This window comes from Kitasatospora sp. NA04385 (assembly GCF_013364235.1).
GTDB lineage: Bacteria > Actinomycetota > Actinomycetes > Streptomycetales > Streptomycetaceae > Kitasatospora.
Map to the genome: position 1 here is coordinate 8,016,521 of NZ_CP054919.1, position 23,353 is coordinate 8,039,873.

16 protein-coding genes are annotated in these 23,353 nt (G+C 73.8%); 8 read left to right on the forward strand and 8 right to left on the reverse strand.

The window, feature by feature from the left end; all coding sequences use genetic code 11:
* Window positions 1–191: 191 nt before the first annotated feature.
* Window positions 192–1,907, reverse strand: coding sequence for a glycoside hydrolase family 13 protein (locus tag HUT16_RS35540; RefSeq protein ID WP_254898154.1), 1,716 nt, complete (start codon window positions 1,905–1,907; stop codon window positions 192–194).
* Between the two features lie 301 nt (window positions 1,908–2,208).
* Between HUT16_RS35540 and HUT16_RS35545 the strand changes: the two genes are divergently transcribed.
* Window positions 2,209–2,712, forward strand: coding sequence for a PadR family transcriptional regulator (locus HUT16_RS35545; protein ID WP_176192115.1), 504 nt, complete (start codon window positions 2,209–2,211; stop codon window positions 2,710–2,712).
* A gap of 28 nt (window positions 2,713–2,740) precedes the next feature.
* Here the strand turns inward: HUT16_RS35545 and HUT16_RS35550 are convergent, their stop codons facing one another.
* The 4 genes from HUT16_RS35550 to HUT16_RS38975 all read right to left on the reverse strand — a co-directional run bounded on the left by HUT16_RS35550 (window position 2,741) and on the right by HUT16_RS38975 (window position 7,098).
* Entirely contained in the window at window positions 2,741–3,490 is a 750-nt protein-coding gene (locus HUT16_RS35550) for a TetR/AcrR family transcriptional regulator (RefSeq protein ID WP_176192116.1), read from the reverse strand.
* An 89-nt stretch (window positions 3,491–3,579) separates the two neighbouring features.
* The gene (locus HUT16_RS35555) at window positions 3,580–5,130 is read right to left on the reverse strand and encodes an MFS transporter (RefSeq protein ID WP_176192117.1); all 1,551 of its coding nucleotides are present in this window, start codon (window positions 5,128–5,130) and stop codon (window positions 3,580–3,582) included.
* Between the two features lie 67 nt (window positions 5,131–5,197).
* A complete protein-coding gene (locus HUT16_RS35560) occupies window positions 5,198–6,565 on the reverse strand; it encodes an MFS transporter (protein ID WP_254898155.1) in 1,368 nt (455 codons plus the stop codon).
* On the reverse strand, window positions 6,556–7,098 hold the full coding sequence (locus HUT16_RS38975; protein WP_254898156.1) for a MarR family winged helix-turn-helix transcriptional regulator: 543 nt from the start codon (window positions 7,096–7,098) through the stop codon (window positions 6,556–6,558). Before HUT16_RS38975 ends, HUT16_RS35560 begins: the two co-directional genes overlap by 10 nt.
* A gap of 164 nt (window positions 7,099–7,262) precedes the next feature.
* On the opposite strand from HUT16_RS38975, the gene HUT16_RS35565 reads away from it, so the two are divergent.
* Window positions 7,263–8,261 (forward strand): SDR family oxidoreductase, encoded by a 999-nt coding sequence (locus HUT16_RS35565; protein WP_176192119.1) that lies wholly within the window; start codon window positions 7,263–7,265, stop codon window positions 8,259–8,261.
* Here HUT16_RS35565 and HUT16_RS35570 read toward each other — a convergent pair.
* The 3 genes from HUT16_RS35570 to HUT16_RS35580 all read right to left on the reverse strand — a co-directional run bounded on the left by HUT16_RS35570 (window position 8,252) and on the right by HUT16_RS35580 (window position 14,832).
* Entirely contained in the window at window positions 8,252–9,352 is a 1,101-nt protein-coding gene (locus HUT16_RS35570; RefSeq protein ID WP_176193040.1) for a YafY family protein, read from the reverse strand. The genes HUT16_RS35565 and HUT16_RS35570 overlap by 10 nt on opposite strands.
* A 190-nt stretch (window positions 9,353–9,542) precedes the next feature.
* Window positions 9,543–11,813 carry an alpha-xylosidase gene (gene yicI, locus HUT16_RS35575; protein ID WP_176192120.1) on the reverse strand — a complete coding sequence of 757 codons (2,271 nt, stop codon included), beginning with the start codon at window positions 11,811–11,813 and terminating at the stop codon, window positions 9,543–9,545.
* Window positions 11,814–11,955: 142 nt separating this feature from the next.
* A complete protein-coding gene (locus tag HUT16_RS35580) occupies window positions 11,956–14,832 on the reverse strand; it encodes a glycoside hydrolase family 3 C-terminal domain-containing protein (protein ID WP_368662725.1) in 2,877 nt (958 codons plus the stop codon).
* 219 nt (window positions 14,833–15,051) lie between these two features.
* Here HUT16_RS35580 and HUT16_RS35585 point away from each other — a divergent pair, with 219 nt between their 5' ends.
* The 6 genes from HUT16_RS35585 to HUT16_RS35610 all read left to right on the forward strand — a co-directional run bounded on the left by HUT16_RS35585 (window position 15,052) and on the right by HUT16_RS35610 (window position 23,353).
* Window positions 15,052–16,734 (forward strand): ABC transporter substrate-binding protein, encoded by a 1,683-nt coding sequence (locus HUT16_RS35585; RefSeq protein ID WP_176192121.1) that lies wholly within the window; start codon window positions 15,052–15,054, stop codon window positions 16,732–16,734.
* Window positions 16,731–17,711, forward strand: coding sequence for a sugar ABC transporter permease (locus tag HUT16_RS35590; RefSeq protein WP_254898157.1), 981 nt, complete (start codon window positions 16,731–16,733; stop codon window positions 17,709–17,711). The genes HUT16_RS35585 and HUT16_RS35590 overlap by 4 nt, the downstream gene beginning before the upstream one ends.
* Entirely contained in the window at window positions 17,708–18,712 is a 1,005-nt protein-coding gene (locus HUT16_RS35595) for a carbohydrate ABC transporter permease (RefSeq protein WP_176192122.1), read from the forward strand. Before HUT16_RS35590 ends, HUT16_RS35595 begins: the two co-directional genes overlap by 4 nt.
* Before the next feature lie 103 nt (window positions 18,713–18,815).
* Window positions 18,816–19,874: a LacI family DNA-binding transcriptional regulator gene (locus HUT16_RS35600; RefSeq protein WP_176192123.1), complete on the forward strand. Its 1,059-nt coding sequence runs from the start codon at window positions 18,816–18,818 to the stop codon at window positions 19,872–19,874.
* Entirely contained in the window at window positions 19,871–21,340 is a 1,470-nt protein-coding gene (locus HUT16_RS35605) for a glycoside hydrolase family 43 protein (RefSeq protein ID WP_176192124.1), read from the forward strand. Before HUT16_RS35600 ends, HUT16_RS35605 begins: the two co-directional genes overlap by 4 nt.
* An 18-nt stretch (window positions 21,341–21,358) precedes the next feature.
* Window positions 21,359–23,353, forward strand: a complete 1,995-nt coding sequence (locus HUT16_RS35610) for a beta-galactosidase (RefSeq protein WP_176192125.1) — start codon at window positions 21,359–21,361, stop codon at window positions 23,351–23,353.

Genomic DNA, 23,353 nt, shown 5'->3' on the forward strand with positions numbered 1-23,353 from the left:
CCCCATCTCAAGGGCTCTGCCGGTCAAACTCGGTGAATGGTATGAGTTTGCCGTGAGTTTCGGGCGTGTCCTGGGAGTTCCCGCTCGCCACCCGTCCCGGCGGCTTCTCGGCGGCCTCCCGACGACCCTCCCGGCGACCCTTCCCGGCGGTCGGTCGACCGACCGCCGGGAAGGAGTGGAGCGGGCCGGGATCAGTGCCGCGGCTGGATCCACCAGGCGGTGGTGGCCGGCGGCAGCACCCCGGGCGGGCAGGGGCCCGAGGAGAGCAGCGGCTGCCCGGTGACCGGCGCCGGGGCCGGGGCGGTGCCGAAGTTGATCGCCACCAGCAGGCCGTCGCCCCGGACGAAGGCCAGCACGTTCGGCGGCGTCTCGATCCAGCGCAGCGTCCCCTCGCCCAGCTGCGGCAGCAGCCGGCGCAGGTGCAGCGCCTCCCGGTACAGGTGGTACGCCGAGGTGTGGTCGGCCAGCGCCCGCTCGGCGGTGTACCGGGCGAACGAGGCCGGCTGCGGTAGCCAGGTCGGCGCCGAGCCCTCCGGGCCGAACCCGTACGGCGCCTCGGCCCCGGCCCACGGCAGCGGGACGCGGCAGCCGTCCCGGATGCCCTTGCGGCTGCCGGTGCGGTGGAAGATCGGGTCGGTGATCACCTCGTCCGGCAGGTCGTCGACCTCCGGCAGGCCCAGCTCCTCGCCCTGGTACAGGTAGGCCGCGCCCGGCAGCGACAGCATCAGCAGCGCCGCGGCCCGGGCCCGCTCGGGGCTGCCGAACCTGGTCGTGGTGCGGACCTGGTCGTGGTTGTTCAGCACCCAGGTCACCGTCGAACCGGTCGCCGTGATGTCCCGCACCGCCGCGTCGATCACCTGGTGGAAGTGCTCGGCGTCCCACGGCGCGTGCAGCAGGTGGAAGAAGAACGCCTGGTGCAGCTCGTCCCCGCGCACGTACTTGGCCTGCTCGGCCGGGGTCGGCACCGAGGCCTCGCCGACCAGCAGCCGCTGCCGCCCGTCCAGCGCCGTGTACTCCTCGCAGATCGCCCGCCAGGAGCGCCACACCTCGTGCACCTCCGGCTGGTTCCAGGCCAGCGGGTTGACCGAGTCGCGGGTGCGCTCGTCCGCGTCCGGGTCCGGGGAGTCCGGCAGCTCCGGGTGCTTGAACAGGCCCGCCGCGACGTCGATCCGGAAGCCGTCCACGCCCCGGTCCAGCCAGAACCGCAGCACCTTCTCGAACTCGACCGGCACCTCCGGGTTGCGCCAGTTCAGGTCCGGCTGCTCCGGGGTGAACATGTGCAGGTACCACTGGCCCGGAGTGCCGTCCGGCTCGGTGATCCGGGACCACGCCGGGCCGCCGAACATCGCCCGCCAGTTGTTCGGTGGCAGCTCGCCGTCCGCGCCCCGGCCGTCCGCGAAGTGGAACCTGGCCCGGGCGGTCGAGCCGGGGGCGGCGGCCAGCGCCTCCAGGAACCACGGGTGCTCGGCGGAGCAGTGGTTGGGCACGGTGTCCAGCACCAGGCGCAGGCCCAGCTTCCGGCAGTCCTCGACCAGCAGGTCGAAGTCCTCCAGGGTGCCGAACATCGGGTCGACGCCCTTGTAGTCGGCCACGTCGTAGCCGTGGTCGTGCTGCGGCGACGGGTAGAACGGGTTCAGCCACACCCCGTCCACGCCGAGCCGCTTCAGGTAGGGCAGTCGGGCCCGCACGCCGGGGAGGTCGCCGATGCCGTCGCCGTCGGAGTCCTGGAAGCTGCGCACGTAGACCTGGTAGATCACCGCCTTCCGCCACCACAGGGTGTCGGGGGCGGGCGGAGCCGACCGTTCCTCCGGGAGGACTCCGTCGGCGGTGAGGACGGCGGAGGCCTCCAGGGCCTCCAGGGGCCCGGTGGGGCGCGGCGGGTCGGCCGGGACGACGGACGTGATCATGCGTCACCTTCACGGGAGCGCGCGAGGGAGGTCGCGCTGACAGGCACGGGCCCCGCCTGACCTACCGTCAGTTCCTCGGGGATACCTAGATGTTAGGTATAGGCCAAAGAGCATGTCCAGGAGACGGGGGATGAAGATGTCACCTGTTGGGACGGAGAGTGCCACCAGTCGGGGCGAACCAGGGCGAATAAGGGGGCGCACGACGGGGTAGGGCAAAGCCAAGGAGAGCCGCCCGGCGTACGACCGACGAAGTTCGGCCGCACGGCGCACTCCCCCCACCCACCTCGAAGGGAGCACCCGAGTGCGGCTTCCGCTCCTCGCGCTGCTTGCCACCGGCCCCGCGCACGGCTACCAGCTCCGGCGCGCCCTGGAGTCCACGTTCGGCCCGGCCTACTCGCGCACCAACGACGGCCAGGTGTACGTCACGCTCGGCCGGCTGGAGAAGTCCGGGCTGATCGAGGGTCAGGACGTCGCCCAGGACGGCCGCCCGGCCAAGCGCGTCTTCGTCCTCACCGACGACGGCCGGCGCACGCTCGCCGACTGGTTCTCCCGCCCGGCCGAGGGCGGCAAGGTCCGCGAGGAGTTCTTCCTCAAGCTCGTGCTCGCCCCGCACACCCGCCTCGCCGACCCGCGCACCCTGATCGACCTCCAGCGCTCGCACTGCCTCGCCACCATCCGCGGCCTGCACGCCACCGCCGACCAGGCCCCCGACCACGGCGTCTCCCGCCTGCTGATCGAGGGCGAGGTGCTCCACCTGCAGGCCGAACTCGACTGGCTGGAGCGCTGCCAGCAGGAGTTCACCTGACCGGGCGCCCCTCCCCGCCGCTGGGCGCTCAGGGCAGGCTGGAGCGCATGCCGGTGAGCAGCCAGTCCAGGGCGCGGTGGAAGTCGCGTTCGCGCAGCAGGTGGTCGGGTTCCCGGGGGCGTTCCAGGAGGACGCCGGAGTCGGTGACGCCCGGGAGGTCGCGGACGGCTTCGGTGATCTCCTCGACCAGTTCGTCGGTGGTGGTGCCGGCCTGGTCGGCCTTCTCGGCCCAGTTCACCTCGGTGGCGGTGAAGCCGAAGGTGTACTGGAAGATCGCGGAGAGGGCCGCCATCGAGTCGGCCCCGGAGAGCGGGGAGGCGCGGGCGATCTCCAGGGCGCGGGCGGAGTAGCGGACCGAGTTCGGGCCGATGTTCAGGTAATCGCCGTAGATCCGGATCGCCCACGGGTGGGCCAGCATCGCGGCGCGCCACGTCACGGCGAGGGCGCGCAGGCCGGACTCCCAGTCGCTGCCGTCGCCCGCCTCGGGCAGCACCATCTCGCCGGCCACCACGTCCAGCGCCAGCTCCAGCAGGTCGTCCTTGTCCGCGACGTACCAGTACAGCGACATCGGCGTGACGTCGAGCCGGGCGGCCAGCGCGCGCATTGAGAACTTCGCCTCGCCCGCCTCGTCCAGCAGCCGGACCGCCGCGGTGACGATCACCTCGCGGTCCAGGCCGCCCGCGCCGCCCCCGCCCGCCCGCGGGGAGCGGCGGCCGCGGACCGGACCGGGGGTGAGCCACACGCTCTTCTTGACCTGCGAGGCTCGCTTGGTGGCCACGCTGCTCCTTCGCTTCGACGGGGTGTCACCACCGTACGGCCTGGGGCCGGACCGCCGACCGCCGGAGGGCCCCGGCGCGGGAAGGGTAGTCAGCGGTCAGCGCGGACGGGCTCCGGGGCCGGGTCGGCGGCGGGGGCGGAGGCGGGGTCGGCGGCCGGGCGGTCGGCCCGGTACAGCAGGGCGGCGGAGAGCAGGCCGCCGAGCAGGACGGCGGCCGCGCCGATCAGCTGGCTGGACGTCAGCCCGTGGGCGAAGGCGCCCGCACCGCGCCGCGCACCCTCGTCCGAGGCGGCGGCCAGCGCCTCCGGCAGCGACTTCGCGGACGAGGCCGGGACGGACCCCGGCAGGCCCGCGGCGAACCGGGAACCGAGCACCGCGCCGAGCACCGCCACGCCCAGGCCGCCGCCGAACTCGGTGACGGTGCCCTGCACGCCCGCGCCCGCGCCCGCCCGCTCCGGCGGGATCGCGCCCATCACGGCCGCCGCCATCGCCGGGCCGGCCACCGCGATGCCGCAGCCCATCAGCAGCAGACCGGCCAGCAGCCCCGGGTACCCGTGCCCCGAGCCCAGCGCGGCGAGCAGCGCCAGGCCGCCGGCCAGCAGCCCCATGCCGATCGCGACGGCGCCCGCGAAGCCGACCTTCGGCAGCAGGCGGGCGCCGACGCCCAACAGGTTCAGCAGCACGATCACCAGGGCCAGCGGGGACATCCGCAGGCCCGCCTCCAACGGCCGGTAGCCGAGCACCAGTTGCAGGTACTGGGTGAGCAGGAACAGCGAGCCGGCCATGCCGAAGGCGACCAGGATGCCGCCCGCCACCGCGCCGTTGAAGCGCCGGTTCCGGAAGAAGCCCAGGTCCAGCATCGGGGTCGGGGTGCGGGCCTCCCAGGCGACGAAGGCCCCCAGCGCGGCCAGGCCGACCGCGCCCGACAGCAGCACCGGCCCGGAGCCCCAGCCGTGCACCGGGCCGGAGATGATCGCGTACACCAGGCCGACCATGCCGACGGTGGACAGCACCGCGCCCGGTGCGTCCGGTCGACGCCCCGCGGGGTCCTTGGTCTCGGGGAGCAGGCGGGTGACCGCGACCAGGCCGATCAGCGCCACCGGGACGTTGATCAGGAAGATCGCGCCCCACCAGAAGTGCGCCAGCAGCACGCCGCCGAGCAGCGGGCCGCCCGCGAAGCCCAGCGAGCTGACGGCGCCCCAGATGCCGATCGCCCTGGGCACCTCCGCGCCCCGGAACACCTGCATCACCACCGCCAGCGTGGTGGTCGTCAGCAGTGCGCCGCCGACGCCCATGCCGGCCCGGGCGGCGATCAGCTGGCCGGAGGACTGGGCCAGGGCGGCCGCCGCCGACCCGATGCCGAACAGCGCCAGGCCGATCAGCAGCGCGCGCTTGCGCCCGTACCGGTCGGACAGGCTCCCGGCCGTCAGCAGCAGGCCGGACTGGACCAGCGCGTAGGCGTTGATCATCCACTGGATGTCGGCGGTGCCCGCGCCCAGGTCCTCGGTCAGGGAGGGGATGGCCACGTTGAGCACGGTGTTGTCGAGCAGCACCACCAGCGTGGCCAGGCAGACCACGGCCAGGATGACCCACCGCCGCGGGTCCGGTGCGGGGGACGGGTGGGCGGAGTCTGCTGACAAAGGGGGCTCCCGGGGACAGGGCGGGACGGCCGGGCGGCCGTTCGTTGTACACCGTAGAGGAGTTCTTCTACGGTGTACAACGCCTTTCCCGGCCGGGTGGGAGGTTCGGCGCGGGCCCGGCCGTGGGTGTGGGTGTGGGCGTAGGTATGGGCGTGGGTGCGGATGCGGGAACCGGCGGGCGGCGCAGCCCGGGGGTGGCGGCTCCGATCAGGGCGACGGCGGCGACGCAGAGCAGGCCGCCGCTGATCAGGGCGACGGTGCCGGAGGTCGCGGAGGCGACCAGGCCGCCGCGCAGGTTGCCCAGGTCGGGGCCGGCCTGTCCGGCGATCTGCTCGGCCGCCCCGACCCGGCCCAACAGCTCGTCCGGGGTGTGCAGTTGGACGACGGTGCCACGGGCGACCACCGACACGGTGTCCGCCGCGCCGGCCAGCGCCAGCAGCGCCAGGCCCGCCCACGGGTCGGAGACCAGGCCGAACAGCGTCAGTGCGACGCCCCAGCTCGCGGCGGCGCCCAGCATCACCGGCGACTGGTTCGGCCGCCGGGTGAACGCCCCCGACAGGACCGACGCGGTGACGCCGCCCGCGGCGATCGCGGTCAGGAACAGGCCCAGGGTGCGCGGGTCGCCGCCGAAGCGCTCCGCGTTGACCAGCGGGAACAGGCTGATCGGCATCGACAGCACGGTGGTGGCCAGGTCCGTGAGCAGCGCGGCCCGGACCACGGGCGTCCGGGCCAGGAACGCCAGCCCGGTCCGGACCTCGCCCCACCCGGAACGGGCGGCGGGCCGTCCGGGCGTGCCGGGGCCCGCAGGGGGCTTCGCGGCGGGCGCCGGGCGCATCGCGGGCAGCCGGAAGGCCGCGTACAGGGCGGCGGCGAAGCTCAGCGCGTCGGCCAGGTAGCAGCTGTCCGTCCCGGCCCACCCCACCAGCAGGCCGCCCAGCGCGGGCCCGAGCAGCATTGCGCCCTGGAAGGCGACGCGGTTGAGCGCCAGGCCCGCCGCCAGCTGCCCGGGCGGGAGCAGCCGGGGCAGGAACGTCCGGGCGGCCGGGCCCGCGACCGCCGAGCACACCGCCTGCCCGGCCACCAGCGCGATCACCCCGGCGGCCGGGAAGCGACCCAGCACCGCCTGTGCGGCGAGCAGCAGCGCGCACCCGGCCTGCCCGGCGACGGCCAGCAGGTACAGCGTCCGCCGGTCCGCGCGGTCGACCAGTGCGCCCGCGAACAGCCCGAGCACCAGCAGCGGCACCGCCTGGGCCAGGCCCACCGCGCCGGTCCACACCGTGCTGCGGGTGCTCTCCCAGACCTGGAACGCGACGGCCACCACCGCCAGTTGGCTGCCGAACCCGGACAGCGCCCCGCCCAGCCACCACCGCCGGAACGCCGCCGACCCGCGCAGCGGAGCGAGGTCGAGCAGCAGCCCGCCCGGGGTCAGTGCCACCGCGGGTCCTGCGCGAGCCTCGCGGTGATCCGGTCGTGGAAGCTCCGGCGGGCGAGGGCCCGCTCGACGTCCTCCACCACCCGGCTCAGCGGGTACGGCAGTTCGGCCTCCAGCTCGGCGAGCGCGGCCTCGGTGGCCTCCCACTCGGCCGCCAGCCGCCCGACCACCTCCCGGGCCTTCGGCGTCAGCGCGACCTTCTTGCTCCGGGCGTCCTCCCCCGGCAGCGTCTCCACCCACCCGGCCCGCCGCATCGCGGCCACCTTCTGGCTGAGCGCCGAGTGCGTGCGCCGGACGGACTCCGCCAGCTCGGTGATGGTCATCGGCCCGCGGGCGTGCAGCCGCAGCAGCTCCAGCACGAAGCTCGACCGCAGCCCCTCGACGGGCGCTTCGGCGTACACCCGGGCGATGTCCGCCTCGATCGCGTCCTGCAGCAGGCGCAGCGGGCGCCACAGGCTCCGCTCGCTGGGGTCCTCGACGGGGGGCGGGGCGGGGGTCGGGTCGGGGGGCGTGGTGGGGGCGTGGTCCTCGGTCATGGAAGTGAATGTAACAGTGCTTATGCAAGTGCTGTTGTACGTCGGGCGAGCGGATGGCCGTCCGCTTGGTGGCCTCCGGCACGGACTGCGACTCCGGCGGCACGGACGGGCCGGGCAAAGAAAGGTGACGTGATCTGTCACCTTTGGGGTCGATCGTTGAAGGCATGGAGAACATGAACGATGTCGGTGAACGCTCCCGCGACAGCCTCCCCGCCCGTCCGCTGAGCGGCCGGATCGCCCTGGTCGCGGGCGCGACCAGGGGTGCCGGGCGGGCGCTGGCGGTGGAACTCGGCCGGGCGGGCGCGACGGTGTACGTGACCGGGCGGACCACCCGCGAGCGGGTGAGCGAGGTCGGCCGGACGACCGAGACGATCGAGGAGACCGGGGAACTGGTGACGGCGGCGGGCGGCACCGGGATCGCCGTGCCCACCGACCACCTGGACGAGGAGCGGGTGCGGGCGCTGTTCGGCCGGATCGAGGCGGAGCACGGGCGTCTCGACGTCCTGGTCAACGACCTGTGGGGCGGCGAGCACCTGACGGCCGGGTCGATCTTCGGGAAGAAGAGCTGGGAGACGCCGCTCGCCGACGGGCTGCGCATCCTGGAACTGGGCGTGCGCTCGCACGTCATCACGGCGGCGCTCGGCCTGCCGCTGCTGGTGCGCTCGGACGGGCCGCTGCTGGTGGAGGTCACCGACGGCACGGCGGCGTACAACCGCCGGTACCGGGAGAACCTCTACTACGACCTGGCGAAGAACGCGCCGATCCGGATGGCCTACGGGCTGGGCGAGGAACTGGCGGAGTACGGCGGCACGGCGGTGTGCGTGACGCCGGGCTTCCTGCGCTCCGAGCAGATGCTCGCGCACTTCGGCGCGGCGGAGGAGAACTGGCGGGACGTCACCGCCGTCGAGCCGACCTTCGCCATCGCGGAGTCGCCCCACTACCTCGCGCGCGGGGTCGCCGCGCTGGCCGCCGACCCGCGCCGGGCCGAGCGCTGGAACCGGAAGTCCACCTCCAGCGCCGAACTCGCCCGGGTCTACGGCGTGACGGACGTGGACGGCAGCCGCCCGGACGCCTGGGCGTACTTCGACGCGCTGGCGAAGCAGGGCGAGCCGGGCGGGCAGGGCGAGCCGGGGGATGCGGTCCGGGCGGAGGACTACCGCTGAGAGCCGCCGCCGGGGCCCGCGTTCGGGTCCGGCTCCGGGTCCGGGTCCGGGTCCGGGTCCGGCTTCGGCGGCGCGTCCGGGCCCGGGTCCGGGCCCGGGTCCGCGTCGCGGTAGAGCGCGGCCAGCTCCCGGGCGCGCCGGGCGAAGCGGGTGCGGAGCGCGGACGGGGCCAGCACCTCGGCGTCCGCGCCGAGCGAGCCCAGTTCGGCGAACGCGATCTCCTCGGACTCCACGGCGAGTTCGAGGGTGACGCGGCCGGCCCGGTCCGGCGGCGGCGCGGCGGCCAGTGCCCGTTCGGCCGTGGCCCGGTCGGTGACCCGGGGCAGTCGGCGCACGCCCTCCGGGGTGAGCCGGACCGTGACGGCGGCGCGCAGCAGGGAGCGGGCGAACCGGGCGCTGTGCTCCTGCCAGTACGCGGCCAGGTCGAAGGACGGGTCGCGGGTGAACGGCGGGTCGGGGAGCGTGCGCAGCCCGGTGATCCGGTCGGCGCGGTGGGTGAGGAAGACGGTGTCCGCCGCGTCGGGCACCCGGCTCACCAGGTACCAGACGCCCGCCTTCAGGACCAGCCCGTACGGCTCCGCCCGGCGGGCCGCCCCGGGCGCGCGGCCGGGGCGGGCGTAGCCGAACTCGACCGCCCGGTCCGCCCAGAGCGCGCGGGCCAGCTCCGGCAGCAGCTCCGGGGTGGACGGCTCGCGGAACCAGGCCGGGGCGTCCAGGTGGAAGCGCCGGGCCGAGGACTCGGCGGCCGCCCGCAGCGAGGGCAGCAGGGTGGCGGACAGCTTCAGCCGGGCGGTGTCGGCCGCGTCCGAGAGCCCGAGGTCGCGCAGCGCGGCGGGCAGGCCGGAGAGGTAGAGGGTCTCGGCCTCGGTGGGGTGCAGCGTGGTGAGGCGGGTGCGGTGGCCCGGGGCGAGCCGGTAGCCGCCGGTCCGGCCGCGTTCCGAGCGGACCGGGACCCCGGCCTCCTGGAGCGCCTGGACGTCGCGGATGACGGTCCGTTCGGAGACCTCCAGCTCCCGGGCGAGTTCGGCGGCGGTCAGGCCGGGGGTGGACTGGAGCAGGAGGGCCATGCGGATCAGGCGGGCGGCGCGCATGCGCACCAGCATCGTCGATCCGTGCCGATCCGTGCCGATCCGCGGCCCGGACGGGCTGCCCGAGGTCGGACGGACGGGCTGCCCTAGGTCGGACGGACGGGCTGCCTGAGGTCGGACGGTGGGCGCCCCGAGGTCGGACGGCGGGCGCCCCGGAGGCGCGGCCCCGCCCCCGGGGAGGTGTGAACCGCCGTCAGAGCAGCGGGAGTTCGGCCTCGGCGGTGCCGGCCGGGAAGGCGTGCTCGCGGCCCGCGCGCCGCAGCTTCCAGGGCTTGGCGCTGTCGGTGGAGACCAGCAGCCGGTCGCCCGCGCGGCGCACCGTGAAGCGGGCCGCCGCGCCGGTACCGGAAGCCTCCGGGACGACCACCTCCCGGACGGCGCCGTCGGCGAAGGAGTGCACCAGCAGGGTGACGCCGTCGGCCCAGTCCGAGACCGGGCGGGAGTCGTCGGCGGCCAGCGGGAGCACCGAGTTCGGACGGGCCAGCAGCGGCAGGGTGTCGAAGCCGTGCCGCTCGCGCACCCAGCGCGGGCCGGTGACCTCGGCGCCGGTCAGCACGTTCGTCCAGACGCCCTCGGGCACGTAGTACTCCACCGTGCCGTCCTCGGTGAACACCGGTGCCACCAGCAGGTCGTCGCCCAGCAGATACTGCCGGTCCAGCGCCGCCACCGCCGGGTCGGCGGGGAACTCCAGCAGCATCGCCCGCATCACCGGGGTGCCGTCCAGGTGGGCCTGCTGGGCGGCGCGCTGGAGGTAGGGGGCGAGGCGGTGCTTGAGCCGGGTGAAGGCGCGGGTGACCTCCACCGCCTCCTCGCCGTAGTCCCACGGCACCCGGTACGACTTGGAGCCGTGCAGGCGGCTGTGCGAGGACAGCAGGCCGAACTGCACCCAGCGCTTGAACAGCGCCTCGGTCGGGGTGCCCTCGAAGCCGCCGATGTCGTGGCTCCAGAACCCGAAGCCGGACAGGCCCAGCGACAGGCCGCCGCGCAGCGACTCCGCCATCGCGGTGAACGTCGACTCGCAGTCGCCGCCCCAGTGCACCGGGAACTGCTGGCCGCCCGCCGTCGCGGACCGGGCGAACAGCACCGCCTCGCCCTCGCCGCGCTCCGCGCGCAGCAGCTCGAAGACGGCCTCGTTGTACCGCTGGGCGTACAGGTTGTGCATCTGCTCCGGGTCGCTGCCGTCGTGCCACACCACGTCGGTCGGGATGCGTTCGCCGAAGTCGGTCTTGAAGCAGTCCACGCCCTGGTCGAGCAGTCGGCGCAGCCGCCCGGTGAACCAGGCGGTCGCCGCCGGGTCGGTGAAGTCCACCAGCGCCATCCCCGGCTGCCACAGGTCCCACTGCCAGACCGTGCCGTCGGCGCGCCGCACCAGGTAGCCCTTGCGCAGGCCCTCCTCGAACAGCTCGGAGCGCTGCGCCAGGTAGGGGTTGATCCACACGCACAGCTTCAGGCCCTGCTCCTTGAGCCGGGCCAGCATGCCCGCCGGGTCCGGGAAGGTGTCCGGGTCCCAGACGAAGTCGCTCCAGTGGTAGCCGCGCATCCAGAAGCAGTCGAAGTGGAAGACGCTCAGCGGGATGCCGCGCTCGGCCATGCCCCGGGTGAACCGGGTGACCGTGGCCTCGTCGTAGTCGGTGGTGAAGGAGGTGGACAGCCACAGGCCCAGCGCCCAGGCGGGCGGCAGCGCGGGACGGCCGAGCAGACCGGTGTAGCGCGCCAACACCTCCTTGGGGGTGGGGCCTTGGAAGACCAGGAACTCCATCGACTGGTCCTCGACGCTGAACTGCACCTGCCCGACGGCCTCCGAGGCCACCTCGTACGAGACCCGTCCGGGGTGGTTGACCAGCACGCCGTAGCCGCGGCTGCTCAGGTGGAACGGGACGTTCTTGTACGCCTGTTCGCTGCTGGTGCCGCCGTCGGCCTGCCAGATGTCCACCGTCTGGCCGTTCTTGACGAACGAGGTGAACCGCTCGCCCAGGCCGTACACCGACTCGCCGACGCCGAGCGCCAGTTGGGCCACCATGTGGTGCCTGCCGTCGGCGTCGACGGCGAAGCCGAGGCCGCGCTCGCCCAGCGAGGTGACCACCTCGCCGCCGGAGCGGAAGTCGGCCCGCCACGGGCCCGCGGTGTCCACCCGCAACGTCAGTGCGCCGGAGCGGAGTTCGACCGCCGAGCCGTCCCGGACCACCCGGCCCGCGCCGGCGGTGCGGCCGACCAGCTCGAAGCCGCCGCCGGGGCGCACCGATCCGGCGTGGTGGGTGAACCGGACGGCGATCACGCCCTCGGCGGGGGAGTGGCAATCGACGGTCAGCAGCGGGGAGTTGAGCGTGTCGGCCTGGTTGGCGACCCGGCGCAGCGGCGCCCAGAGGGTGAACCGGTCCGGCTCGGTGCGGAGGTCGGCCACCTCGGCGGCGTAGCGGTTGGTCACGCCCGGGCGCATCAGCCAGTAGCCGTCGGTGAACTTCATCGGGGGATCTCCAAGCGGAAGGGCAGGCAGGGTGCGGCGGGGCCGCGCCCACGGCGGTCAGGTGCGCGTGGGCGCGGCCCCGCCCGGCCCCGGGGGCGGCAGCGGGTCGCGCTCCCGGGGCGGTCGGCTCACCGGCGCCGGGTCAGGCGACGGTGAAGGCGGCGAGCCGGACCGGCCCGCGCAGGGCGACCCGCAGGTCGTGCACGCCGTGCGGCGCGCCGTCCAGCGCGGCCGTGACGGTCGTCCAGGCGTAGCGGCCGCCGGTGGGCGGGACGGCGAGGGCGGCGAGCACCTGCCCGTCCACCGCGAACTCCAGCTCGGCGGCGTCCGCGGCGTCCGCGCCGTCCGTGCCGTCCGCACCGTCCAGTGCCACCTCCGCCGACACCTGCCGGGCGCCGGTCAACTCGACCGTGGAGAACAAGAGTTCGGCATCCGATCCGGCGGGGGTGACCGCATCGCCGTCCGTCCGGCTGGCGTCGACCAGGGCGATGCCGCGGTGCGCGTCGAAGTCCGCCGCCGCGGTGCGCCGGCCCAGGACGGCGCGGGGTGCGGGGGCCGGGCCCTCGACGGTCAGTTCGGCGGTGGCCCGGACGTCCTCGGCGGAGGCGCCGGCGAGCAGCCGGTAGCGGCCCGGGTCGACGGCGAACGCGCCGGTGGCGACGTCCCAGTGGGCCAGGTGCGCGGCGGCCGGGAGGTCGAAGACCAGGCGGCGGCTCCGGCCGGGCGCCAGGGTGATCTTCCGGAAGTCGGCCAGCCTGCGGCGCGGCGCCTGGTAGCGGGCCTCCAGCGGTTGCACGTACAGCTGCACCACCTCGGTGCCGCCGCGGGTGCCGGTGTTGCTGACGGTCAGCGCGGCCCGCACCGTGCCGTCCTGGCCGAGGACGGCCTCCTCGACCTCCAACTCGCCGTACTGGAAGGTGCCGTAGGACAGGCCGTGGCCGAACGGGTAGCGCGGCGCGGCCCGGTGGTACTGGTACGTCCAGCCGGCCTGGATGATGTCGTAGTCCAGCGGGTGCGGCAGCTCGTCGTCGCCGCGGTACCAGGTCTGCGGCAGGCGCCCGGCCGGGTCGGCGTCGCCGAACAGCACGTCGGCGAGGGCGTGGCCGGTCTCCTGGCCGCCGTGCGAGGTCCACAGGACGGCGGGCAGGTGCTCGTCGGCCCAGTCGACGGCGTACGGGTAGCTGCTCATCACGATCAGCGCGGTGTCCGGGCGGACGGCGGCGACCGCCTTCAGCAGCTCCTCCTGGGCGGGCGGCAGGGCCAGGCCCGGCCGGTCCAGGGTCTCGCGGCCGTGGATCAGCGGGTGGTTGCCCAGCACCACTACGGCGAGGTCGGCGCCGACGGCCGCGGCGACGGCCTCCGCCCGTCCGTCGCGCAGCAGTTCGCGGGTGAAGCGCTCGGCGCCGGCGGCGTCCTCGGCGGTGACCGCGAGGGTGCCGTCGGCCGCGGCGGCCGCGTACCGGCCGGTCAGCACGGACTGCAGCAGCACGGCCCCGCCGTCCGCCTCGACCAGGCGGAAGGTCTCGTGCACGTCCCAGCTCTTGACCACGGTCCGGTCGGCGGCCAGCGAGCCGTCCTCCCGGACGGAGAGGAAGCGCCCGCTGTCGGCGGCGCGCAGGGTGAGCACGCCCAGGCCCCAGTCGCCGAGGTCGAAGGCGGTGCCGTTCAGCGGCTCGCCGGTGGAGGCGGCCCGCAGCAGGACCCGGTCGATGCCCTCGTGCACCGTCAACTCACCGCCCGCGGGGGCGAGTCGGGCGCGTAGGCCGTCGGCGACGGTGACCGCGTAGGGCAGCGTGCCGGAGTACCAGTCCTCGAACAGCGCGTCGCCGTGCGGGCCGATCACCGCGATCTTCTTCGTCGGGTCGGTGAGCGGCAGCAGGCCGGTGTTCTTCAGCAGCACGGTCGACTCCGCGGCCGCCCGGCGGGCCAGCGCGCGGTGCGGGGCGCTGTCGACCACCTCGGCGCCGATCTTCGCGTACGGGTCCAGCTCGGGGTCGAACTCGCCCATCCGGAACCGCAGTTCGAACTGCCGACGGACCGCGAGGTCGACGTCCTGCTGGTCGATCAGGCCGCGCTCCAGGGCCTCGCGGAGCCGGCCGAGGACGGTCGCGCTGTCCTCGCCGTGGTCGGTGAAGGAGTCGATGCCGGCCTTCAGCGCGGCGGCGTGGCCCTCGGCGTGGTCGTCGAAGTAGTGCTCGGGGTCGACCAGGTTGGACGGGGCCTCGGCGTCGGAGACCACGAACAGCTCCCGGCCGGTCGGCTCGGCCCAGCGGCGCAGCTCGGTCCGCAGCAGCGGGGAGACGTGGCAGGGGCGGCCGTTGACCAGGTTGTACGCGGCCATCACCCCGGTGGCCGCGCCGGAGGCGACCGCGGGCTCGAAGGCGGCCAGGTCGTACTCGTGCAGGACGCGCGGGCGCAGGCCGGAGGAGGTGGTGCAGCGGTCGTCCTCGTTGTTGTACGCGAGGAAGTGCTTGAGCACCGGGGCGGCTCGCAGGTAGGTCGGGTCGTCGCCGGCCAGGCCGCGGCAGAATGCCTCGCCGAGGCGGGCGGCGTGCACCGGGTCCTCCGAGTAGCCCTCCTCGTTGCGGCCCCAGCGCGGGTCGCGCAGCAGGTTCAGCACCGGGGCCCAGGCCTGCAGGCTGTTGGGGCCGCGGTCGGGGGCGACGGCGGGGGAGCGGTGGTGGTGGAAGGCGCGCAGTTCGACCGAGGTCGCCTCGGCGACCTCGCGGACCAGCTCCTCGTCCCAGCTCGCGCCGAGGCCGACGGCCTGCGGGAACACGGTGGCCGTGCCCAGCCAGGAGACGCCGTGCAGGGCCTCCGCGCCGGTGCGGAACGCGCCGATGCCCAGGCGGGGCACGGCGGGGGCGTACTGGTGGAGCATCGAGAGGCGCTCGGCGGGGGAGAGCCTGGACAGCAGGTCGTCGACGCGCTTGTCCAGCGGAAGCGCGGAATCGCGGAACGGGTACCGCTCGGCCGGGGTCTCGGCGGCGGAGGGGGACGGGGAACTCAACGGGCTCACCCCAGGATGATGGTGCGGTGCGGTCGGTCATCGAAGCGAATCGACGCTGACACGAAGCATCGACCGTGTCAACTCCCTGTAGCAATACGGGGAATGGATTTGTCCAGGCACTTGTCTAACCGGAAACGCGCCGTTAGTGTCGCCGCAACATCAAGCGCTTCGACAGTCAAGCGCTTCGACAGCGCCCGGTGCAGGGCGTCGCGGAAGGGCCTCCCCACCATGAGAACCGAGCTGAACCGCAGATCCTTCGTCACCGCCGCGGTCTCCGTCGCCGGAGCAGCGGCGATGACCCCCCTGCTGGCCGCCTGCGGGGGCGGCGGCTCGAAGCACAAGACCGGCGCGAACTCCGCCGAGGGCGTCAAGTCGGCCCTGCCGGCCTTCGCCGCCAGCACCTCCGTGACCCCGGACATCCCCTCGGTCTCCGGCGCGGACGGCGCGGTGACCGACCCGGCCTTCCTGACCTACCCGGCCAGCCCGGTCGCCACGGTCTCCGGCGTGCCCGGCAAGGGCGGCAGCTACACGGCCGTCACCCCGCTGTGGGGCACCGTCCCGCCCGCGGGCAACTCGTTCTACACCGCGATGAACAAGGCCCTCGGCGTCACGATGGAGATGAAGCCGGCCGACGGCAACAACTACGCCACCATCATCCCCACCATGACCGCGGCCAAGAAGCTGCCGGACTGGATCCAGCTCCCGACCTGGTGGAACTCGAACTTCAACGTCGGCGAGCTCGCCGCCAGCCAGTTCGCCGACCTCACCCCCCACCTGGCCGGCGACAAGGTCGAGAAGTACCCGAACCTGGCCGCCATCCCCACCGGCGCCTGGCAGGCCGGCATCTGGGGCGACAAGCTCTACGGCATCCCGGTCTTCTCCACCGGCTTCTCCATCGCCGGCACCACCTTCTACCGCCGGGACGTCCTGGAGGCCAGGGGCATCACCGCGGACCAGGTCAAGACCCTCGACGACCTGATGAACCTGGGCAAGGAGCTCACCGACGAGAAGGCCGGCACCTGGGCCTTCGACGACGTGTGGACCTACCTCTTCCCGTTCTTCGGCGTCCCCAACAAGTGGAAGCTCGCCGACGGCAAGCTCGTCCACAAGTACGAGACCCCGGAACTGCTGGAAGCGCTCGACTGGCACTACAGGCTCGCCACCGCCGGCTACCTGCACCCCGACGCCGTCGCCGGCAACAACGCCGACGCCAACACCCGCTTCTACGCCGGCAAGACCCTGATCCAGGGCGGCGGCCCCGGCGCCTGGAACCTCGCCGACCACCTGTCCGGCACCGCCGCCACCCCCGGCTTCCGCCGCGGCTCGTTCGACTTCCTCACCGCGAAGGCCGGCGCCACGCCCTCGCTGTTCATGGGCTCCTCCACCACCATGATGAGCTACCTCAACGCCAAGCTGAAGCCCGAGCAGATCGAGGAACTGCTCGCCGTCGCCGACTACCTGGCCGCGCCGTACGGGACCGCCGAGTACACGATGGTCAACTTCGGCGTCGAGGGCACCCACTACACCCGGGTCGACGGCGTGCCCACCGCCAACGACGAGGGCAAGAAGGACGTCCAGGCGCAGACCTACCCGTTCCTGGCCACCGCCTCCTCGGTGATCTCCAACCCCGGCGCCGACCAGGTCACCAAGGACATCGCCGCCTTCCAGGCCGCCAACGTCAAGTACCTCTACAAGCCGCTGTTCTGGAACATGAACATCTCGATGCCGCAGAACATCGCGACCATCGACACCGCGCAGGCCGTCGAGGACACCATCAAGGACTGCTACCACGGCAAGAAGAAGGTGTCCGACGTCCAGGCGGCCATCTCCGGCTGGAAGTCCGGCGGCGGCGACCGCCTCAAGCAGTGGATGACCGACAACGTCCTGAGCAAGTACGGAACGGGTCAGTGAGCACGGCGCGATCGGAGCGGGGCGAGGGCACCCCGGGCCGCAGGACCAGCGGGAGGAACGGCGCCGTCCGGCCGAACTGGCGGGTCAGGCTGCGGCGCGACCGGACGCTGCTGCTGATGACCCTCCCGGCCGTGGTCCTGCTGCTGGTCTTCAACTACGCGCCGCTGTTCGGCCTGGTCACCGCGTTCCAGTACTACGACCCGCTGGTCGGCGTGCGCGACAGCGAATGGGCCGGCCTCGCGCAGTTCCAACAGCTGTTCCACGACCCGCTGTTCTGGGGGGCGCTGAAGAACACCCTCTGGCTCAGCCTCGTCCAGCTGGTGCTGTTCTTCCCCGTTCCGATCGCGCTGGCCCTGCTGCTCAACACAGTGCTCAGCGAACGGCTGCGCAACTTCGTCCAGTCCGTGGTCTACCTGCCGCACTTCTTCTCCTGGGTGCTGGCCATCACGATCTTCCAGCAGATGCTCGGCGGCGCCGGCATCCTCAACCACTTCCTGCGGCAGAACGACATCGCCCCCTGGGACATCACCACCAACCCGCACACCTTCGCCCTCCTGGTCACCTCGCAGGCGATCTGGAAGGAGGCCGGCTGGGGCATCATCGTCTTCCTCGCCGCACTGGCCGCCATCAACACCGACCTGTACGAGGCGGCCGCGGTCGACGGCGCCGGACGCTGGCGCCGGACGTGGCACATCACCCTGCCCGGCCTGCGCGGCGTGATCGTGCTGATGCTGGTGCTGCGCCTGGGCAACGCGCTGACCGTCGGCTTCGAGCAGTTCCTGATCCAGCGCGAGGCGGTCGGCCACGAATCCGCCGACGTGCTCGACACCTTCTCCTTCTACTACGGCATCGCCACCGGCAACTACAGCTTCGGCGCCGCGGCCGGCCTCTTCAAGAGCGTCATCTCGCTGCTGCTGATCTGGGGCGCCAACAAGCTGGCGCACGCCTTCGGCGAGGACGGGTTGTACCGCAGATGAGCCACTCACCCACCACCGCCCGCGAGGGCGCCGCACCGCCGGCGCCCGCCGCCCCCGCGCCCTGGCCGGGCGGGCTTCCCAAGCAGAGCCGCCCCCGCGCCCGGGCCGGGCGGGCCCCCTGGGAGGAGCCGCCCACCCTGGTCGGCCGGGGCGCCAAGGGCGTCACCCTGGCCGGTGTGATCGCCGCCGTGGCCGTCCCGCTCTGGATCATCGCGCTGACCAGCGTCTCCACCCCCGGCGCCGTCAACCGGGCCGGCGGACTGGTGGTCCGGCCCGACGGCATCACCTTCGACGCCTACCGGCAGATGCTCGGCGACGGCACCGTCCGCACCGCCCTGACGGTCAGCTTCGCGATCACGATCGTCGGCACCCTGGTCTCGATGGCCGTCTCGGTGACGGCCGCCTACGGCCTGTCCCGCTCCGAGTCCTTCGCGCACCGCCCGATCCTGACCCTGCTGATCGTCACCATGTTCGTCAGCGGCGGCCTGATCCCGACCTTCCTGGTCGTCACCGGACTCGGCGGCTACGACCGGTGGTGGTCGCTGGTCCTGCCCGGCGCGGTGTCGGTGTTCAACATCCTGGTGCTGCGCTCGTTCTACTCCACCACCTCCGCCGACCTGATCGACGCCGCCCGGCTCGACGGCGCCGGCGACTGGCGGATCCTGTGGTCCGTGGTGCTGCCCACCTCCCGGGCCGTCACCGCGGTGATCGCCCTGTTCTACGCCGTCGGCTACTGGAACTCGTTCTTCAACGTGATGCTCTACATGCCGACCTCGGCCGAGAAGTGGCCGCTGCAGTACGTGCTGCTGACCTACGTCAACCGCGGCAACGGCCTGCCCGGGTCCGTCAACTCCGGCTTCGGCGCCGCCAACGCGCAGACCGCGCCGCTCACCCTCCAGATGGCCGTCGTGGTCCTCACCCTGGTGCCGCTGCTCATGGTCTACCCGTTCATGCAGAAGCACTTCCGCACCGGCGTCCTCACCGGCGCCGTCAAGGGCTGAACCACCGCGGCCGGACGGCGGGAACCACGCACCACCCGGCGTCAGTAACCTGGCGCCACAGGGGCCGCACACCCCAACGACCAGGAAAGCAGGAACCGCACCCATGGTGACTCTCGCCGACGTGGCCCGGCACGCGGGCGTCTCGCCCAGCACCGTCAGCTACGTGCTCAGCGGCAAGCGCTCGATCTCGGAGGCCACCCGCCGCCGCGTCCAGCACGCCGTCGAGGAACTCGGCTACCACCCCAACGCCGGCGCCCGCGCGCTCGCCGGACGGCGCTCCCACATCATCGCCCTCGTCGTGCCGCTGCGCACCGACGTGTACGTGCCGATCATGATGGAGATCGCCGTCTCGGTCACCATGGCGGCCCGCCAGCACGGCTACGACGTGCTGCTGATCACCAACGACGAAGGCCCCGACGGGGTCCGCCGGGTCGCCGCCAGCGGCCTGGCGGACGGGGTCATCCTGATGGACGTCGAACTCGACGACGAACGCATCCCCGTCCTGCGCGAACAGGGCATCCAGGCCTCGATGATCGGCCTGCCCGCCGACAGCTCCGGCCTGTCCTGCGTCGACCACGATTTCGCCGCGGCCGGTGCCCAGTGCGCCGACCACCTCGCCGACCTCGGCCACCGGGACGTCGCCTTCATCGGCTACGCGCCCGCCGTCTACCACCGGCACGCCGGCTACGCCGAACGCACCCTGACCGGATTCCGGGAGCGCGCCCTCGAACGCGGCCTGAGATTCCTGCACCGCCCCTGCGAAGGCACCTACGAATCCACGGCCGGCACCCTGGCCCGCATCCTCGCCGACCGCCCCGACACCACCGGCTTCGTGGTGCAGAACGAGAACGCCATCGGCCCGCTGCTGCAACTGCTGCCCACCAGCGGACGCACCGTCCCCGAGGACGCCTCGGTGGTCGCGCTCTGCCCCGAACAGCTCGCCGAGCAGTACGCCCCCGGCCTCACCGCCGTCACCGGCCCCGCCCAGGAACTCGGCCGGGTCGCCGTCGACCAGGTGATGCGCCGGATCGCCGCCGCCGAACGCGGCACCGACCCCGAGGACGAACTCGTCCTGCTCACCCCCGTCCTCACCCCCCGGCAGAGCAGCGGACCGCTGCTCACCCCCGTCCCACCCGCCCGAAGGAGGGAGCGCCACCCGTGACGGCCGACCGCCCGCGCAACCCCGTCGTCCCCGGCTTCCACCCCGACCCGAGCGTCTGCCGGGTCGGCGCGGACTACTACCTGGCCTGCTCCAGCTTCGAGTACCACCCCGGCGTGCCGATCCTGCACAGCCGCGACCTGGTCCACTGGCGGCAGATCGGCAACGCCCTCGCCGACCTGCCGCTCCCGCCCGGCACCCCCTCCTCCGGCGGCGTCCACGCCCCCACCCTGCGCCACCACGACGGCCGGTTCTGGTTGATCACCACCGAGGTCGGCACCGGAAACCTGCTGGTCACCGCCGCGGACCCGGCCGGGCCCTGGTCCGCGCCCGTCCGGCTGCCCGACGTCCCCGGCATCGACCCCGACCTGGCCTGGGACGAGGACGGCACCTGCTGGTGCACCGTCGCCGGCATCGCCCAGCTGCGGATCGACCCGGCCACCGGCCGGGCCCTGGAGGCGCCCCGCCCGCTGTGGTCCGGCACCCGGCAGGCCCCCGAGGCGCCGCACCTGTACCGGATCGGCGACTGGTGGTACCTGCTGATCGCCGAGGGCGGCACCGAACGCGCCCACAGCGTCTCGATCGCCCGCGCCCGCCGCCCCGACGGCCCCTACCGGCCCTGCCCGGACAACCCGCTGCTCACCCACGCCGGACGCCCCAGCCCGATCCAGAACACCGGCCACGCCGACCTGGTCCAGGGCCCCGACGGCAGCTGGTGGGCCCTGCTGCTCGGCGTCCGCCCGCGCGGCGGCACCCCCGGCTGGCACCCGCTCGGCCGCGAGACCTACCTGACGCCCGTCAGCTGGGTCGACGAGTGGCCGGTGATCGCCGAAGTGCCCGTCGAACTCCCGCAGATCCCCTGGGAGTTGCACCCCTGGCCGGCCGAGCCCGGCCGGGAGGACTTCGACGGCCCGCTGCCCCCGCAGTGGCTCTCCGTCCGCGACCGCCCCGCCGACCGCGTCACCACCGCGCAGCGCCCCGGCCGGCTCACCCTGCACGCCCGCGACGGCCACGTCGACGACACCTTCACCGGCCGTCGCCAGCAGCACCACGCCGTCCGCGCCCGCACCCGGCTCGACACCGCCGACGGCACCGGCGGCCTCGCCGTCCGCCTCGACGACGAACACGCCTACACCGTCGAAGCCGACGGCCGGCGCGTCCGGGTCGTCACCCATCTCGGCGGGCAGGTCACCGTCGCCGCCGAACGCGAACTCCCGCACCCCGACGTGGTGCTGCGCGTCGAGACCGCCCCCGCCGCCCCGCGCGGCCCGCGCACCGGACCCGACGCCCTCGCCCTCGGCTTCGAACGGCCGGACGGCACCTTTGAGCCGCTCGCCACCCTCGACGGCCGCCACCTCACCACCGAGGTGGCCGGCGGCTTCACCGGCCGGGTCATCGGCCTCTACGCCGCCGAAGGCACCGCGCACTTCGACTGGTTCGAACTCCAGCCCCTCCGCCCGGGCGACTGAACGGACAGGAACACCCCCATGCCCGACCTGAACGACGCCACCCGCGGCCGCATCCTCTACGGCGGCGACTACAACCCCGAGCAGTGGCCCGAGGAGACCTGGCCGGAGGACGTCCGGCTGATGCGGCAGGCCGGCGTCACCAGCGTCACCGTCGGCGTGTTCTCCTGGGCCCGGATCGAACCCGCCCCCGGCGCCTACGACTTCGGCTGGCTCGACCGCCTGCTCGACCTGCTGCACGGAGCCGGCATCGGCGTCGTCCTGGCCACCCCCACCGCCTCCCCGCCGCCGTGGCTCGGCCACCGCCACCCCGAGACCCTCCCGCGGGCCGAGAACGGCACCACCGTCTGGTACGGCTCCCGCAACCAGTTCTGCGCCTCCTCCCCGGAGTACCGCCGCCGCGCCGCCGCCGTCACCGAGCAGCTCGCCGCCCGCTACGGCACCCACCCCGCGCTCACCCTGTGGCACGTCAACAACGAGTACGGCACCCACTGCTGGTGCGACGAGACCGCCGCGCACTTCCGGCGCTGGCTGCAGGACCGGTACGGCACCCTCGACGAGCTCAACTCCGCCTGGGGCACCGCCTTCTGGAGCCAGCACTACGCCGAGTGGGACGAGATCCTGCCGCCCCGCCAGGCCCAGTACATCCGCAACCCCGCCCAGTTGCTCGACTTCGCCCGCTTCACCTCCGACGCCCTGCTGGAGTGCTACACCGCCGAGCACGCCATCGTCGCCCGGCACAGCCCCGCGATCCCGGTCACCACCAACCACATGCCGTTCTGGCGCGGCCAGGACGGCTGGGCCTGGGCGGAGCGGCAGGACGTCGTCGCGCTCGACGTCTACCCCGACCCCGCCGACGCCCTCGGCGCCCAGCACGGCGCCCTCGTCCAGGACCTGGCCCGCTCGATGGCCGGCGGCCCCTGGATGCTGATGGAACAGGCCGCCGGCGCCGTCAACTGGCGCCCCGTCAACCGCCCCAAGCCGGCCGGCCTCAACCGGCTCTGGTCGCTTCAGGCCGTCGCCCGCGGCGCCGACGCGATCTGCTTCTTCCAGTGGCGCCAGTCCCGGCAGGGCGCCGAGAAGTTCCACTCCGCGATGCTCCCGCACTCCGGCCCCGGCAACCGGGTGTACCGCGAGGCCGCCGCGCTCGGCGCCGACCTCGACCGGCTCGGCCCCGCTGTCTGCGGCACCGCCGTCACCGCCGGGACCGCCCTGCTGCACGACTGGGACGCCTGGTGGGCGAGCGAACAGCCCGGCCGCCCCTCCGAACTGCTCGACTACCGGGAGAACGTCACCGCCTGGCACCGCGCCCTGTGGGAGGCCAACCACACCACCGACCTGGCCCACCCCGCCGCCGACCTCACCCGCTACCGCCTGGTCGTCATCCCCTCGCTCTACCTGCTCACCGACGCCGCCCTGGACAACCTCGCCGGCTACGTCCGCTCCGGCGGCACCCTGGTGACCGGCTACTTCACCGGCGTCGCCGACCACCAGGACCGGATCCGCCCCGGCGGCGTCGACGCCCGGCTGCGCGAGGTGCTCGGCCTCGCCGCCGTCCACCAGTGGTGGCCGCTGAACGAGGGCGAGACCCTGCGGTGCACCGGAACCGAGGACTTCCAAGGCTCGCTGTGGGCCGAGGAGTTGGAGACCGCCGGTGCCGAGACCGTGGCCCGCTACGGCGACGGCGAACTCGCCGGACTCCCCGCCGTCACCCGGCACGCGTACGGCGCGGGCACCGCCTGGTACCTCTCCACCCGCCCCGAACCCGGCGCCCTGCGGGCCCTGTTGACCCGCGCCGCCCGCGAGGCCGGACTGCGCCCGGCCGTCGAGGGCCTGCCCGCCGGAGTCGAGGCCGTCCGCCGCGGCGGACTGCTGTTCCTGCTCAACCACGGCCCCGAGCAGGCGAGTTGCGACCTGCCCGGCCACTGGGAGGACCTGCTGACCGGCGAGCCCGGCACCGGCACCCTCACCCTGGAGCGCCACGGCGCCGCCGTCCTGCGCCCGGCCACCCCGTGA